Below are 15,482 nucleotides of genomic sequence, written 5' to 3' on the forward strand. Positions count from 1 at the left end.
CCTGCGGCGGCGCCGATTGACACGAGCATCGCCAGCGCTAGGTTGCCGAACAGCAAGAAGAAGCAACAAGGCAAGGGAATCGCCGTGATACGCGCCATCGCGCCTTGAGCACAGCCGCACGACCCTCCGCGCTCGCGCCGTTTCGCATCCGCAACTACCGCTTCCAATGGCCATCCGATCTGCTCACCTCCTGGGCGTTCGAGGTCGAGACTCTCGTGCTCGGTTGGTACATTCTGATCGAGACCGGCTCGGTGTTGCTGCTCACCGTGCTTGCGTCGCTGCAATTCGTCGGAACGCTCGTCGCACCGGTGCTCGGCATGATCGGCGACCGCATGGGTCATCGCGATCTCCTGGTCGTAATGCGCCTTGCCTATACGGTGCTTTCGTCGACCATCATGGCTCTGGCCCTGACCGGTCATCTGTCGCCGCTGAGCGTCATGATCATCGTCGCGATCATGGGCCTGATCCGCCCCTCCGATCTCGGCGTTCGCGGCGCGCTGCTTGCCGAGATCATGCCGGCCGAGCAACTGGTGGGCGCCATCAGCGTTGCGCGCACGACCCAGGACAGCGCGCGCATCGCCGGCGCGTTGACGGGCGCCGGGCTGTTCGCCGTCCTCGGCATTGGCCTCGTTTATGTGGCGATCGCCTGTCTCTATTTTGTGGCAGCGCTTCTCATGCTCTGCCTGACCCGGCCGGAAAAAACAGTTGTCACAACTGATCTCCCGGCGAACGGCCGCGCCGTTTCGAGATTGCTGGGCGATTTGAAGGAAGGGATCGTCTACGCCTGGAATGGCCCGGGGATGCGCGCAGCGCTGTGCGTCGCCTTTCTGGCCAATCTCACCGCATTTCCCTTCACCGGCGGATTGCTGCCCTACATCGCGCGGGACATCTTTCATACCGACCAGACCGGCCTCGGCTATCTCTCGGCGAGCTTCGCCGTCGGCTCGCTGATCGGCTCCATCACGCTCAGCCTCGTCGGCGGAGTGCGCATTGCCCGGCTTCTGATCGGCGCGACGCTGGCCTGGTACGCCATGCTCCTGGTGTTCGTCGAGATCAGAACCATGCCCGTGGCGATGGCCTGCCTCGTCCTCGCCGGCATCGCCCAGAGCATGTCGATGATTTCAGCTGCCGTGATTCTGATGCGGACGGCGAGTGCGCATCTGCGCGGCCGCGTCATGGGCGTGCGCATGATGGTGATCTACGGCCTGCCGATCGGACTGCTCGCAGCCGGCAGCCTGATCGACGTCATCGGCTATTCGGCGACGGGTTCGCTCTATGCCGCCTCAGGATTCATCGCAATGCTGGCGATCGCAATCCGCTGGCGCGCCGACCTCTGGCCGGTGCACGCTCCTGCCAATGGGCGCTAGTCCCCGTAACCGCGCAACCGCTCGATATCGAGAATGGTGACGCCGCCATATTCCAGCCGGAGCAAGCCCTCCTTCTCCAACCGGTTCAGCGCGCGATTGGCATTCTGACGGGACATTCCGGAGAGCGCGCCGATCTCCTCCTGGGTGATCTCCAGATGCGCGGTCGATTCCGGATAGAGGATCGGATTGAACAGCGACGCGATACTGCGGGCAAGCCGCGCGGTGGCATCCAGCGTGCGATTGACCTCGAGCATGCCGATGAACTGGCCGAGCCGCTCGTTGAGCTGGCGCACCAGGAAACGGTTGAAGCCAACGCTGTTCTCGAACAGCCACATGAAGGCGCTACGTTCCATCAGTGCGACGCGGCTGTTGCGCAGCGCGACCACGTCATAGCGGCGCGGCTCGTTCTTCAGCACGCTGCCTTCGCCGAACCATGCCCCTGCCGTCAGCCCGGCAAGGCTCGTCTCCTTGCCGTCGCGCGAGACCCCGCCCATCCGGGCAAGCCCAAAAACCATGCCGGCCCAATAGTCGAACGTGTCGCCGCGCATGAACACGGTCTCGCCGGTGCCGTAGAACCGCTCCGTGATCCCGGCACGCGCGACCTCGATCTCCCTTTCTGTGAGCTCGCGCGCCCAGGCAGCGACGCGCTTCAGTTGATCCTCTGAAATCATGATCCCGAAGCCAGCCGCACCGTTCGCCACTCCTTGTTCTGCTGCATTGCAGCATGGCCGCTTCGACCACCATCCGACGAAAGACGGAGGCTGCTACCGCCCGAAAACTTTGTCGCAGAATTGTCAGGCGGGAGACATTTCAAAATAGCGCTTTCCCCTATTGAGGACCACCTCGGACGATGCAGCTTTTGATCCCAACGGGAACGAGAGTGGCGCGGCTCCGGTCGAGACCATCTGCTGCATGGCCTCACCGGCACAGCCGTACTAGGATCGCCGAAGTGAAACGGACGAAGAGCGCCCCTGAATGCGCCATCACCGGGAGGGATTTGTTTGGTGGCTACCAGTCTCGAAGTGCGCGGCGTGTCCTTGCGATTCGGCGGCGTCCGTGCGCTGACCGATGTCGGCTTCGCCATCAGGGATGGCGAGCTGTTCTCGATCATCGGCCCCAACGGCGCCGGCAAGACCTCGATCGTGAACTGTATTTCCGGCCGCTACAAGCCGACCGAAGGCCAGCTGTTCTATCAGGGCCGCGACATCACCGGCCTGACGCCCAACGCGCGCGCTTCGCTCGGCATCGGCCGCACCTTCCAGAACCTGGCGCTGTTCCACCACATGAGCGTGCTCGACAACATCATGGTCGGCCGCCATCACCTGCTGAAGAACAATTTCCTCACGGGCTCGCTGTACTGGCTCACCGGCGCGCGCAAGGAAGAACTCGAGCACCGCCGCAAGGTCGAGGAGATCATCGACTTCCTCGACCTCCAATCGGTGCGAAAGGCGCCGGCCGGCACCCTCTCCTACGGCCTGCGCAAGCGCGTCGAGCTCGCCCGCGCCATGGCACTGCAGCCGCGCCTCATTCTCCTCGACGAGCCGATGGCCGGCATGAACTTCGAAGAGAAGGAGGACATGGCCCGCTACATCGTCGACCTCAACGAGGAGTTCGGGATGACCGTGGTGATGATCGAGCACGACATGGGCGTGGTGATGGACATCTCCCACCGCGTCATGGTGCTGGATTTCGGCCGCAAGATCGCCGAAGGCGATCCGGCCGCCGTGCTCGCCGATCCCCACGTCAGGCGCGCCTATCTCGGCGAAGAGGACGAGGTGCTGGTCGATCCCGACGATGCACCGCCGGCGCAGGAGAGCGCGGCATGATGGATTACGTGGGCCGCGTCGCGCAGGCCGACACCTATCCGAAGATGCTCCGGCTCAACGCGAAGGAGTACGGTAACGAGATCGCATTGCGCGAGAAGGATCTCGGGCTGTGGCGCCCCTTCACCTGGAATGACTATCAGACGCGGGTGCGCGATTTCGCGCTCGGTCTGGTCGAATTGGGCCTGGGGCGCGAGGATGTCATCGGCATCATCGGCGACAACCGGCCGGACTGGGTCGCCGCGGAAGTGGCGGCTCATGCGATCGGGGGATTGAGCCTCGGGCTCTATCGCGATGTGCTGGACGAAGAGGCCTCCTATCTCCTCAACTATGGCGAAGCCCAGCTCGTCTTCGCCGAGGACGAGGAACAGGTCGACAAGCTGCTTACGCTGGCCGAACGCGTGCCGAGGCTGAAGCACATCATCTATTCCGACCCGCGCGGCATGCGGAAATATGACGATCCGCGCTTGATGTCCGCGGAGAAGTTTGCCGAGCTCGGCCGTGCCCGGGCCACGCGCGAGCCTGAGCTTTACGACCGCCTGGTCGACGCGACCAAAGGCGAGGACGTCGCGATCCTCTGCACGACGTCAGGCACCACCTCCCATCCAAAACTTGCGATGCTCGCCGCCGGTCGCGTGCTCGGTCATTGCGCGACCTATCTCGCCTTTGACCCGAAAGGACCGGACGACGAATACGTCTCTGTGCTGCCGCTGCCCTGGATCATGGAGCAGGTCTATGTGCTCGGCAAAGGCCTCTTGTGCCGAATGAAGATCAACTTCGTCGAAGAGCCCGATACCATGATGAACGATCTGCGCGAGATCGCGCCGACATTCGTGCTCTTCGCGCCACGCGTCTGGGAATCGATCGCTGCGGACGTGCGCGCCAAGGTAATGGACGCGACGCCCTTCAAGCAGCGCCTGTTCGACATCGGCATGAAGTCGGGTCTCGCTGCGCTCGCAGACGGCAAGCGTTCGGGCTTTGCCGACGCGATCCTGTTCCGCGCACTGCGCGACCGCCTCGGCTTCACTCGCCTGCGGTCGGCCGCGACTGGCGGCGCAGCACTCGGCCCCGAGACTTTCAAGTTCTTCCAGGCCATGGGCGTGCCGCTGCGCACGCTCTACGGCCAGACGGAATTGCTCGGCGCCTACACGCTGCATCCCGAGGGCAAAGTCGATCCTGACACGACGGGCGTGCCGATGGCCGACAGTGTCGAGATCCGCATCGACAACGCCGACGTTCACGGCGTCGGCGAGATCGTGGTGCGGCATCCCCACATGTTCCTCGGTTACTACAAGAACCCGGAGGCGAGCGTCGCCGACATCCGGGAAGGCTGGATGCTGTCCGGTGACGCCGGCTATTTCAACGACAACAAGCAGCTCGTGGTCATCGACCGGATCAAGGATCTCGCCGAAACCTCGCGCGGCGAGCGCTTCTCGCCGCAGTTCATCGAGAACAAGCTGAAATTCTCGCCCTACATCGCGGAAGCGGTGGTGTTAGGGGCAGGCCGCGACGCGCTCGCGGCGATGATCTGCATCCGCTACTCCATCATCTCGAAATGGGCGGAGAAGAACCGGCTTTCGTTCACGACCTACAGCGATCTCGCCTCGCGACCCGAGGTCTATGCGCTGCTCCGCAAGGAGGTTGAGACCGTCAACGTCACACTGCCGCCGGCGCAGCGCATCTCGCGCTTCCTCCTGCTCTACAAGGAGCTCGACGCCGACGACGGCGAGCTCACCCGCACGCGAAAAGTGCGCCGCAGCGTCATCAACGAGAAATACGAAGCCATCATCGACGCGATCTACCGCGGCGACGCCGACATCCCCGTCGACACCATGATCCGCTTCCAGGACGGTACCACGCAGAGGGTCCGGACGACGCTGCGAGTGGTGGATCTGGGTCGACCGGAGCATTTGGCGGAGGCCGCGGAGTGAGGTCGCTTCGGGAGAACGCGCGGCCAGTCGATGCGCCCTCTTCCCTTGCGGGAGAGGGCATCACCGCCGCCAACCACACCCTCACGCGGGTGAGGGGTCCTCTCTCCGCACCGTCACTGCGGAGACAACCCCTCACCCGGCTTCGCTTCGCGAAGCCACCCTCTCCCGCAAGGGGAGAGGGTGCACCATCATCGCTTCTGCATTTTGCGCGGACATCGGCATGAACACCGCCTTCCTCATTCAGCTCCTCGTCAATGGCCTCGTGGTCGGCACGCTCTATGGCGTGGTCGCGATGTCGTTCGTGCTGATCTACAAGGCGACACAGGTCGTCAATTTCGCGCAGGGCGAGCTCTTGCTGGTCGGCGCCTGGGTGTGCTGGACCTTGCTCGCGAAATACCAGGTGCCGTTCTGGATCGGCATGCCGCTGACGCTGGTGTTCATGTTCGTGTTCGGCATCGCGGTGCAGGTCCTGATCCTGCGGCCGATGATCGGCGAGCCCATCATCTCCGTCATCATGGTGACGATCGGCCTCTCCACCGTACTGCAGGCGACGCTGAAGTGGATGTTCGGGGTCAATCCGCAGCCGTTCCCGCGCGTGTTCGAGAGCCAGTCCGTCAGTCTGTTCGGACTCCAGATCCAGACCGTCTATGTCATGAGCCTCGTGGTCTCGGTCGCGATGATGATCGGCATGGCCTGGTTCTTTCGCGCGTCAAAGTACGGCCTTGCGATGCGCGCCACCGCATTCAACCAGCAGGTGGCGCAGTCGCTCGGCATTTCCGTGAAAAGCGTGTTCGCGATGGCCTGGGCGATCTCGGCAACGGTGTCGGCCGTGGCAGGCGTCGTGGTCGCGGTCGTGAACGGCGTATCCTCGGGCCTTGCCGCCTACGGCATAAAAGTGTTTCCGGCGGCGATCCTCGGCGGGCTCGATTCCGTCGGCGGCGCCGTGCTCGGCGGCATCATCATCGGGCTACTCGAGAACATCGCGCAATATGTCGACAGCGAGTATCTGCACTGGGGCAATCTCTACGAGATCGCGCCGTTCTACGTCCTCATCATCGTGCTGATGATCAAGCCCTACGGCCTGTTCGGCACCCACGACATCGAACGGATCTGATCCATGGCCGGCCCCGCCCTCATCCCTGCTGGTGATTTCCGCACTTCTTACGCGGCCGACACCACGATCTTCCCGACCACGACCAGCCGCAACTTTGCGATCGTCGGCGTGGTGCTGCTCTGCCTCGTGCCGCAATTCCTTGGTGGCTACTGGCTCAGCATCCTGATCCAGATCGGCATCTTCTCGATCGCCGCGCTTGGCCTCAACATCCTGGTCGGCTTCACAGGCCAGATTTCGATCGGCCACGCCGCCTTCTTCCTGCTCGGCGCCTTCACTTCGGCCTACATCTCCAACAGCGCATCGATCCCGGTGTTCTTCGCGATCCCCCTCGCGGGCGTCGTCACTGCGCTGGTCGGGCTGATCTTCGGCATCCCGGCGGCGCGACTGAAGGGGCTCTACCTCGTCATCGCGACGCTCGCGGCACAATACATCCTGCTCGACTTCTTCTCCCGCGCGGAGTGGTTCACCGGCGGCTCGGTGCCGGCGAGCGCCAACCCGTTCTCGCTCTTCGGATACACGCTGCGCGGCGACAGGCAGTATTTCTATGTCGTGCTCGCCTATGTGATCGCAAGCTACGTTCTCGTCACCAATCTGATGCGCACGCGCGACGGCCGCGCGCTGGTGGCGATCCGCGACCATTATCTCTCGGCGGAGATCATGGGCATCAATCTCACCAAATACCGCACGCTGTCATTTGGCCTCGCCGCCTTCTTCGCCGGTATCGCCGGCGCGCTCTATGCGCACTACCAACTCGTGGTCTCCCAGGAAGGCTTTGGCATCGAACGCTCGATCCTGTTCCTCGCCATGATCATCATCGGCGGCACCGGTTCGATCATGGGCACGCTGATGGGCACCGCCTTCGTGGTGCTGCTGCCTGAGACGATGGAATTCCTCAGCGTTGCCCTGAAGGGCGGCGCGATCGACAAGGCGCTGTCGCTCAACACCAACATCACCTTCCTGCGCGAGATCGCGATCGGGGTGATCATCATCGCGTTCCTGATGTTCGAGCCGGACGGGCTCGCCCATCGCTGGCGGCAGATCAAGGCGTACTGGAAACTCTACCCGTTCTCGCATTGAGCACGGCAACTCTCTAACCAACAAATAAACAGGAGGAGACAACCAATGAAGACAAAATCCTTATTGAGCACCGCATCGCTGGCATTGGCCATCGCCGCATTCTCGGCAAGCGCGCAGGCGCAGATCGCGATCGGGCATCTCGCCGATTATTCCGGCGGCACGTCCGACGTCGGCACGCCCTACGGCCAGGCCGTCGCCGATACTTTTGCCTGGGTCAACAAGAACGGCGGTGTGGGCGGAAAGCAGATCAACGTCGACACCAACGACTATGGCTACCAGGTGCCGCGCGCGATCGCGCTCTACAAGAAGTGGTCGGCGCCCGACAGCAAGGTCGCCGCGATCATGGGCTGGGGCACGGCGGACACCGAGGCCCTGACCGGTTTCCTCGCCCAGGACAAGATCCCCGACCTCTCCGGCTCCTATGCTGCGGCACTCACCGACCCCGAAGGCGTCAGCGGCAAGGCCAAGCCCGCGCCCTACAATTTCTTCTACGGCCCGAGCTATTCGGACTCGCTGCGCGCGATGCTGATGTGGGCCGCCGAAGACTGGAAGGCCAAGGGCAAGTCCGGCAAGCCGAAATTCGTGCACATGGGCGCCAACCACCCCTATCCGAACGCACCGAAGGCCGCCGGCGAAGCCATGGCGCAGGAGCTCGGCTTCGAGGTGCTGCCGCCGCTGGTATTCGCACTCGCGCCGGGTGACTACAGTGCGCAGTGCCTGAGCCTGAAATCCTCGGGCGCCAACTACGCCTATCTCGGCAACACGGCCGCTTCCAACATCTCTGTGATGAAGGCCTGCAAGACCGCCGGCGTCGACATCCAGTTCATGGGCAATGTCTGGGGCATGGACGAGAACGCCGCCAAGACCGCGGGCGATGCCGCCGATGGCGTGATCTTCCCGCTGCGCACCGCGGTGAGCTGGGGCGGCGATGCGCCCGGCATGAAGACGGTGATGGAGATCTCGAAGATGTCCGATCCCACCGGCAAGGTCTATCGCCCCGTGCACTACATCGCCGCCGTCTGCTCGGCTCTCTACATGAAGGAAGCGCTCGACTGGGCCGCCAAGAACGGCGGCGCCACCGGCGACAACGTCGTGAAGGGTTTCTACCAAAAGAAGGATTGGGTGCCGTCAGGCATGGAAGGCGTCTGCAATCCCTCGACCTGGACCGAGAAGGACCACCGCGGCACGCTGAAGGTCGATCTGTACCGCACCAAGATTGCGGGTACGACCGACGGCGACCTCAACGACCTCATGGCCAAGGGCACGATCAAGCTCGAGAAGGTCAAGACCGTGGAGCTGCCGCGCAAGCCGGAATTGCTGGGCTGGTGAGCCCGACGCTCACCTCACGCACAATCGTCATCCCCCGCGAAGGCGGGGGATCCAGTACGCCGCGGCTTCTCCGTGAATCTCAAGCGTCTCTGGACTACTGGGTCGCCCGGCCAAGCCGGGCGACGACTGCGGAGAACTGCGAAGCATGACTCAGATTGCAGAAGCGACACGCCCCTCCCCCAGCATCGTAGCCGCGCCGCCCCTCCTCGGCGTGCGCAACATCGAAGTCGTCTATGACGATGTCATCCTGGTGCTGCGCGGCCTCAGCCTCGACGTCCCCAAGGGCACGATTGTGGCGCTGCTCGGCGCCAATGGCGCGGGCAAGTCGACGACGCTGAAGGCGATCTCGGGGCTGCTCAAGACCGAGGACGGCGAGGTCACGCGCGGCGAGATCCTGTTCGAGGGTGAGCGCATCAACGGTATCGATCCCGACAAGATCGTCCGCCGCGGCATTTTCCAGGTGATGGAGGGCCGGCGCATCGTCGCCGACATGACGTCGCTGGAAAACCTCAAGCTCGGCGCCTTCACCCGCAAGGACCGCGAGGTCGGTGCCGATCTCGACATGGTCTTCGACTATTTCCCGCGGCTGAAGGAGCGCACCGGGCTAGCCGGCTATCTCTCCGGCGGCGAGCAGCAGATGCTCGCGATCGGCCGCGCGCTGATGGCGCGACCGAAGATGATCCTGATGGACGAGCCCTCGATGGGCCTGTCGCCGCTGCTGGTGAAAGAGGTGTTCTCGATCATCCAGAAGATCAACCGCGACCTCGGCGTCACCATCCTGCTGGTCGAGCAGAACGCCCGCGCAGCGCTGTCGGTGGCAAGCCACGGCTACATCATGGAGCAGGGCAAGGTCGTCCTCGACGGCACCGCGGACGAATTGCGCGACAACGAGGACGTCAAGGAATTCTACCTCGGCGGCGCCGGCGACCAGCGCAAGAGCTTCAAGAACCTCAAGAGCTTCAAGCGGCGCAAGCGCTGGCTTTAACCTTCCAATACCTGCTCCGCTTCCGTGACTGCGCAGAGAACATGATAAAACGACGACGCAGGAATGGTGTCGATCAGCGATTTGCCGTCGCGATCGAACTGGTCGTACCAGCCGCCCCGCACAGGATGGTTGAGATAATGCCGTTCGAGCCGCGCCAGCGCCATGCGCGCCTCGTCCGCCGCGCCCGTCTCGCCGGATTCGGCCTGCGCGATCCACGCTTTCGCAATCTCGGTCTGCGGCCACAGCCGGCGCGTGCCGCGGCGAATGTTGCCGGCGTCGTCGCCCTCGTCGATCAGGCAACCGTTGGCCGCGTCGCGATAGCGCAGCGCGGTCTCCAGCAGTTCGGCGCGCCGCTGTCCGGTCGGGCAGCCCGTGATGCGTTCAAACCCCTTCAGCAGCCAGACCCATTCCGCCTGGTGTCCCGGCTCGACGCTGACCGGCGCGATCTTCGACCAGTCCTCCTCGAAATATTCGCCGAGCGCGCGCGTCTGCTTGTCGTAGAGATTGGCGAGGAACAGCGCGAAGAACTCGCCGGCGCGGTTCTGGAACGACAAATCGTGGGTCGCGTCGAAGCACGCGATCATCGCCTCGAACAGATGCATGTGCGGATTCTGCCGGCGCGGCAGCGAGACCGGAAGACTTTCGTGGACCCCGCCGTGCGGCGAGCGCAAATGGCCGTCGAGGAAGGTGAGCAGTGCGTCGATCTCGGCGCGAATTTGCGCGTCCTGGTCGAGCGCATAGACGGTCGCCAGCGCAAACAGGATGAAGGCGTGGTCGTAGGCGTCGCGCCGGCCGTCCAGCACCGCGCCCTCCGGCGTCAGCCGGTGCACGTAGCCAGGCCGGCCGTCGGGCGCTTTCGCTCGTGCGAGCAGATGCTCCAGCCCCTTGAGCGCGATGGCGCGCCCCTCAGGATACCAGCCCATCTGCGCGGCCTTGGCGTAGCACCAGATCTGGCGGGCCTGCACGAACACGCGCCGCGGCGCGGCCACGTCCGCCGTACCGTCACGGTGCAGCCGATCGATGAAACCACCCGCGCCATGGTCCCAGCCGACCGTCGACCACAGCGGCAGCGCCTCGTCGATCATGCGGCGCTTCAGGCGCGCGACGACGTCCGCCGCCTCGCCCGCCGCAATGATTCCTTCGTCCGCCATCACGTCCTCTTCAAACCTCGCCAATGGCCGTCTGATACCCATGCCGGCGGCGGCGCGCAACGGATGCCAACCCGGAAAGATCAGCCATGACCGCCCATTACGACGCCCTCGAGACGCGCGAACAAGCCGCGCGCGAGGCCGATCTGTTCTCCCGCCTGCCAGGCGTGCTGCGCAGTGCGATGACCGCGCCCGCCTATGCCGATCGGCTGAAAGGCGTCGATCCGGCCGCCGTGACCTCGAGGACGGCCCTCGCAGGCCTGCCGGTGCTGCGCAAGTCGGAACTGCCGGCCCTGCACAAGGCCTCCACGCCCTTCGGAGGCTTCGTCGCGGCTGCGCCCGGATCGTTCGCCCGCCTCTTTACCTCTCCAGGGCCGATTTTCGAGCCGGAGGGACGACAGGCCGACCCCTGGCGCGGCGCACGGGCGCTGTTCGCGGCCGGGTTCCGGCCCGATGACATCGTGCTCAACACCTTCAGCTACCATCTCACCCCCGGCGGCTTCATCTTCGATGCGTCGGCGCGCGCGCTCGGCTGCGCCGTGATCCCCGCAGGTCCCGGGAATACCGAGCAGCAATTCGAGCTGATCGAGGCCTACCGCCCTGTCGGCTACAGCGGCACGCCCGACTTCCTGAAGATATTGCTCGATGCCGCTGCCAGTTCGGGCCGCGATGTCTCCTCGATCAAACGCGCGCTGGTCTCGGGCGCGGCGTTCCCGCCCTCGCTCCAGGCGGAGATGAAGGCTCGCGGCATCGACGCCTATCAAGCCTTCGGCACCGCCGATCTCGGCCTCATCGCCTTCGAGACCGGGGCGCGCGATGGCATGGTCGTGAGCGAGGACCTGATCATGGAGATCGTCAAGCCAGGCACCGGCGATCCCGTGGCGCCGGGCGACGTCGGCGAGATCGTCGTGACCTCGCTCGACCCGCACCATCCCTGGATCCGGCTCGCGCTCGGCGACCTCACCGCGGCGTTGCCGGGGACCAGCCCCTGCGGGCGCACCAACATGCGCATCAAGGGCTGGATGGGCCGCGCGGACCAGACCACCAAGGTCAAGGGCATGTTCGTCCGTCCCGAGCAGATCGCCGAGATCGGCAAGCGCCATTCCGCGCTCGGAAGACTACGCCTCGTCGTCGCGCGCCAGGGCGAGACCGACGCGATGACGCTGAAAGCGGAAACGGCGGCCGCGAGCGACGCGTTGCGCGACGAGATTGCAGGCAGCTTGCGCGCAGTGACGAAACTCGGAGGCGACGTCGAACTGGTGAGGCCCGGCGCGCTGCCGAACGACGGCAAGGTGATCGCGGACGAGCGGTAACGTCGAAATCAGGCGAAGACCGCGTTGGTGCCCAAAGTCCATCCGCGACGTTTCGTGACTGAATGTTCGCGCTTCAATACCCGCGACCATAATATTTTGGCCGGTCCTGGAATTGGCGCGGCACCGTCCCGGTCGGGTAGCAGCGGCCATAGGCGTGGGTGAGCGGTGCGATCGCAAGGCCCGCCGCATTTCATCATCGCGGCGCCCAGCGCCACGCGGCTCAAGCCAATCGGCTCAGCGTCAGATGCCTGAAGAAATCCGATTGCTGTATCGTTGCGATCAGGGGGCGCAGACCGTCGTGGTGGACGTGAGCCGTGGGGTCAGCGGCTTCGACCGCATCAACGATAACGTCTGCAAGCTCCTGTCTCAGGTCGCTGGTACGCGGCTCCTGAATGTCCAGGAGCGGGGCAACATTATCGATGATCCAGGCCGAGATATCGGGATCCTTCATCTCGTCCCCGCGCGCGAGACGGGCTGACACTGCCTGCGCCTCTTCTGCAATCAAGCGGGTCCGCACCGCCTCGGCCAGCTCGACGGCACCGATGCAACGGGACGCCAGCTGGGGCGATGACGAGAAGTCCCGACCCGCGCGGATGACGTCCAGGAATCCCGCCAGTTCCGTCGCAAGCGGCCCGAGCTTGCCGCCGACATCCAAGCCTGGCAACTCAACGCCATCGATGAAGATGCGGCCGGGCTCAATGGTGAAATCAAGCTCGGCCCTGCCGCCGTCGCGTAATTCGAGGCGGATCAATCGCTTGCGCAGCACAGCCCTCCGTCCGAACCGAAGCACTGCAAGCGACCGCCCCAAGCCCAGTTCCACCTCGACCGCGCCTTGCGCCAGCGGCTTCACCGCGCCCAGTTGCGGCTCGGCGTTGTCGTCGATCAGATGCAGCATCGACCAAAGATGAGGAATGATCTCGTCGACCTTATGCGTCGTGAGATTGGACAATTTGACAATGCCGTGCCGGGTCTCCTGCTCAGGATCCAGCCACTCCAATTCAATGGCAGCGACCGCACGCCCCGTGCACAAACCCAAGAAATGACGCAAGAACGGCGCACTTAGCAGATGTAGGCCGACAAGCAGTGGGACGTTGCGCTCAGCCGCCAGATCGACCAGACCCTTTGCACTGTCGACGCTCAGCGCAAGCGGCTTCTCGACCAGGGTTGGCACATCCCTGCGCAGCAGGCTCTCGGCAGTCCCGGCGTGATCGGCGGCAGGTGTCGCAACGATGGCAGCGTCGGGACGCAGAGCCAACGCTGCGTCAAGGCTTGCGAGCGGCGTGAACCGATGAGGCGCTCCTGTACGATCAGCGAGAAACGCATTGAGGGCTTCGCCGTTATGGCGCGACACCCACAGCACTCGACCGACACGGTCGGAAAGCTGTGCCAGGATGGAAGCGTGCGTACGCCCCCATCGTCCGCCACCGACCAAGGCCACCGTGAGCCCGCTCATTGAAACTCTCCTCATCTCCGCACGGAGTGAGCCGTCGGAAACGTCCGGTCAGGTCGCGTGGCAATAGTCTTGGATCTGACCGAGCGTGAAATCACGCATTGAGGAGGCCGACCGCTCCAAATCCGCCTTGTACCAATCGACTGTCATTTTCAATGCGTCGTCAAATCCGAGCCGGGGCCGCCAGCCAAGCAGTGTTCGCGCCTTCGAGGAATCGAGCTTCAAGAAAGTCGCCTCGTGCAATTCGTCGCTGCCGACATGCTGCCATTGCGCGCCATTGCCCCAAATCGCGGCCAGCGTGTCGGCGAGGCGCGCCACCGGCTGCTCGCTTTCCGGCCCCGGGCCGAAGTTCCAGCCTTCCGCCACGGCACTGCCTTGCTTGAACGAGGCCTCGGCCAGCAGCAGATATCCGGCAAGAGGCTCAAGCACGTGCTGCCAGGGGCGAATGGCACGCGGGCGCCGCACCTCCAGTGCGCGTTGCATCGCAAAGGCGCGGATCGCGTCCGGCACAATGCGATCCTTCGCCCAATCGCCGCCGCCTATAACATTGCCCGCACGCCCCGAAGCCGCCGGCGGCTCCGCGAAGCTACGATTATACGACGTCAGCAGCAGCTCGGCGCATCCCTTGCTCGTGCTATAGGGATCGTGGCCTCCCATCGCCTCACTCTCGCGATAGCCCCACACCCACTCGCGATTTTCATAGCACTTATCGCTGGTGACGATGACGAGCGAACGGACGCCGTCGCCCGCCCCCTCCACCTTCGCCTTGAGATTGAACTGACGAACCGCCTCGAGCAGGTTCACCGTACCCATCACGTTGGTCGAGACAGTGCCGATCGGGTCGAGATAGGATTCGCGCAGGACGGATTGCGCGGCAAGGTGAAACACGACAGCAGGCCTGCTGGTCGCCAAAGCATGCGACAATGCCCCGATATCCCTGATGTCGCCGCGCGTGTCGTCGACGACGGCCGCGACCTCTGCCCGGTCGAACAAGGACGGCGTCGTCGGTGGGGCTAGCGAGAAACCGAAAACGCGCGCGTTCATGGCGGATAGCCACAGGCTGAGCCAGGCGCCTTTGAAACCGGTGTGTCCTGTCACCAGAACGCGCCGGCCGCGCCAGAACTCCGGGTTCACGTCCACATACGCCACGGCGGGTTGTTCTCCTTCCAGAGCGCCTCGAGCAAATTGCGTTCTCGCAGAGTATCCATCGACTGCCAGAACCCTTCGTGGCGAAACACACGCAGTTCGCCGCTTTGGGCCAGTTGCTCGAGCGGCTGCCGCTCCCAGGTCGTGGAGTCACCGGTGATCAGCTGGGCGACGCGGGGATCGAGCACGAAGAACCCGCCATTGATCCACCCGCCGTCGCCGAGCGGCTTTTCGTTGAACCCCTTCACGACGCTGTCCTCGAGCACGAGGCTGCCGAACCTGCCCGGTGGACGCACGCCGGTAACGGTCGCAAGCTTGCCATGCGAGCGATGAAACGAGATCAGCTTCGCGACGTCGATGTCGGCGACGCCATCGCCATAGGTCAGGCAGAACGCATCCTCGTCTTGCACATAAGGGAGCGCCCTCTTGATGCGGCCGCCGGTCTCGGTCTCCGCTCCGGTGTCGACCAGTGTCACGCGCCATGGCTCCGACCGGCTAGCGTGAAAGTCGATCTGGTTGTTCTTGAGATCGATCGTGACGTCGGACGTGTGCAGCAGATAGTGCGAGAAATATTCCTTGATCAGGTAGCCCTTGTACCCCAGGCATATCACGAAGTCGTTGATGCCGAATGACGAGTAGATCTTCATGATGTGCCAGAGGATCGGATGACCGCCGATCTCGACCATCGGCTTCGGTCGGACGGAGGTTTCCTCGCTAAGGCGACTGCCGAGGCCCCCTGCCAGAATCATCGCTTTCATGACACTATTCCTACCGAGGGCGGCCCGGCGCGCCGACTTGA

13 protein-coding genes are annotated in these 15,482 nt (G+C 64.1%); 8 read left to right on the forward strand and 5 right to left on the reverse strand.

Annotation, left to right across the window (positions count from 1 at the left end):
- The first annotated feature begins 104 nt into the window (after positions 1-104).
- Entirely contained in the window at positions 105-1,367 is a 1,263-nt protein-coding gene (locus tag IVB27_RS11580) for an MFS transporter (protein ID WP_247443647.1), read from the forward strand.
- Here IVB27_RS11580 and IVB27_RS11585 read toward each other — a convergent pair.
- Positions 1,364-2,038: a Crp/Fnr family transcriptional regulator gene (locus tag IVB27_RS11585; protein ID WP_247350462.1), complete on the reverse strand. Its 675-nt coding sequence runs from the start codon at positions 2,036-2,038 to the stop codon at positions 1,364-1,366. The genes IVB27_RS11580 and IVB27_RS11585 overlap by 4 nt on opposite strands.
- Positions 2,039-2,371: 333 nt before the next feature.
- Here IVB27_RS11585 and IVB27_RS11590 point away from each other — a divergent pair, with 333 nt between their 5' ends.
- From IVB27_RS11590 to IVB27_RS11615, 6 genes are all read left to right on the forward strand, one after another.
- Entirely contained in the window at positions 2,372-3,193 is an 822-nt protein-coding gene (locus IVB27_RS11590; protein ID WP_247350464.1) for an ABC transporter ATP-binding protein, read from the forward strand.
- Positions 3,190-5,121: a long-chain fatty acid--CoA ligase gene (locus tag IVB27_RS11595; protein ID WP_247443648.1), complete on the forward strand. Its 1,932-nt coding sequence runs from the start codon at positions 3,190-3,192 to the stop codon at positions 5,119-5,121. The genes IVB27_RS11590 and IVB27_RS11595 overlap by 4 nt, the downstream gene beginning before the upstream one ends.
- A 220-nt stretch (positions 5,122-5,341) precedes the next feature.
- Positions 5,342-6,235, forward strand: a complete 894-nt coding sequence (locus IVB27_RS11600) for a branched-chain amino acid ABC transporter permease (RefSeq protein WP_247443650.1) — start codon at positions 5,342-5,344, stop codon at positions 6,233-6,235.
- A gap of 3 nt (positions 6,236-6,238) precedes the next feature.
- Positions 6,239-7,312: a branched-chain amino acid ABC transporter permease gene (locus tag IVB27_RS11605; protein ID WP_247350469.1), complete on the forward strand. Its 1,074-nt coding sequence runs from the start codon at positions 6,239-6,241 to the stop codon at positions 7,310-7,312.
- 45 nt (positions 7,313-7,357) lie between these two features.
- Positions 7,358-8,641: an ABC transporter substrate-binding protein gene (locus IVB27_RS11610; RefSeq protein WP_247443652.1), complete on the forward strand. Its 1,284-nt coding sequence runs from the start codon at positions 7,358-7,360 to the stop codon at positions 8,639-8,641.
- A 145-nt stretch (positions 8,642-8,786) separates the two neighbouring features.
- On the forward strand, positions 8,787-9,626 hold the full coding sequence (locus tag IVB27_RS11615) for an ABC transporter ATP-binding protein (protein WP_247443653.1): 840 nt from the start codon (positions 8,787-8,789) through the stop codon (positions 9,624-9,626).
- Here the strand turns inward: IVB27_RS11615 and IVB27_RS11620 are convergent.
- On the reverse strand, positions 9,623-10,777 hold the full coding sequence (locus IVB27_RS11620; RefSeq protein ID WP_247443654.1) for an AGE family epimerase/isomerase: 1,155 nt from the start codon (positions 10,775-10,777) through the stop codon (positions 9,623-9,625). The two genes, IVB27_RS11615 and IVB27_RS11620, sit on opposite strands and share 4 nt — an antisense overlap.
- Before the next feature lie 86 nt (positions 10,778-10,863).
- Between IVB27_RS11620 and IVB27_RS11625 the strand changes: the two genes are divergently transcribed.
- The gene (locus IVB27_RS11625) at positions 10,864-12,087 is read left to right on the forward strand and encodes a phenylacetate--CoA ligase family protein (RefSeq protein ID WP_247443655.1); all 1,224 of its coding nucleotides are present in this window, start codon (positions 10,864-10,866) and stop codon (positions 12,085-12,087) included.
- 220 nt (positions 12,088-12,307) lie between these two features.
- Here IVB27_RS11625 and IVB27_RS11630 read toward each other — a convergent pair whose 3' ends face one another.
- From IVB27_RS11630 to rfbF, 3 genes are read right to left on the reverse strand one after another with little or no spacing between them, the layout of a single operon-like run.
- Positions 12,308-13,540, reverse strand: a complete 1,233-nt coding sequence (locus tag IVB27_RS11630) for a Gfo/Idh/MocA family protein (protein ID WP_247443656.1) — start codon at positions 13,538-13,540, stop codon at positions 12,308-12,310.
- A gap of 48 nt (positions 13,541-13,588) precedes the next feature.
- Complete coding sequence (gene rfbG, locus IVB27_RS11635) at positions 13,589-14,686, reverse strand: CDP-glucose 4,6-dehydratase (protein WP_247443657.1); 1,098 nt, start codon at positions 14,684-14,686, stop codon at positions 13,589-13,591.
- A complete protein-coding gene (rfbF, locus tag IVB27_RS11640) occupies positions 14,668-15,441 on the reverse strand; it encodes a glucose-1-phosphate cytidylyltransferase (RefSeq protein WP_247443658.1) in 774 nt (257 codons plus the stop codon). Before rfbF ends, rfbG begins: the two co-directional genes overlap by 19 nt.
- Positions 15,442-15,482 lie beyond the last annotated feature (41 nt).

This window comes from Bradyrhizobium sp. 197, assembly GCF_023073375.1.
In the GTDB taxonomy this organism is placed as follows: domain Bacteria; phylum Pseudomonadota; class Alphaproteobacteria; order Rhizobiales; family Xanthobacteraceae; genus Bradyrhizobium.

Coding starts and splice junctions, on each gene's coding strand:
- IVB27_RS11585 (WP_247350462.1), bottom strand. CDS start 2,038: ATGATTTCAGAGGATCAACTGAAGCGCGTCGCTGCCTGGGCGCGCGAG.
- IVB27_RS11625 (WP_247443655.1), top strand. CDS start 10,864: ATGACCGCCCATTACGACGCCCTCGAGACGCGCGAACAAGCCGCGCGC.
- IVB27_RS11620 (WP_247443654.1), bottom strand. CDS start 10,777: ATGGCGGACGAAGGAATCATTGCGGCGGGCGAGGCGGCGGACGTCGTC.
- IVB27_RS11610 (WP_247443652.1), top strand. CDS start 7,358: ATGAAGACAAAATCCTTATTGAGCACCGCATCGCTGGCATTGGCCATC.
- IVB27_RS11600 (WP_247443650.1), top strand. CDS start 5,342: ATGAACACCGCCTTCCTCATTCAGCTCCTCGTCAATGGCCTCGTGGTC.
- IVB27_RS11605 (WP_247350469.1), top strand. CDS start 6,239: ATGGCCGGCCCCGCCCTCATCCCTGCTGGTGATTTCCGCACTTCTTAC.
- IVB27_RS11615 (WP_247443653.1), top strand. CDS start 8,787: ATGACTCAGATTGCAGAAGCGACACGCCCCTCCCCCAGCATCGTAGCC.
- rfbF (WP_247443658.1), bottom strand. CDS start 15,441: ATGAAAGCGATGATTCTGGCAGGGGGCCTCGGCAGTCGCCTTAGCGAG.
- IVB27_RS11595 (WP_247443648.1), top strand. CDS start 3,190: ATGATGGATTACGTGGGCCGCGTCGCGCAGGCCGACACCTATCCGAAG.
- IVB27_RS11630 (WP_247443656.1), bottom strand. CDS start 13,540: ATGAGCGGGCTCACGGTGGCCTTGGTCGGTGGCGGACGATGGGGGCGT.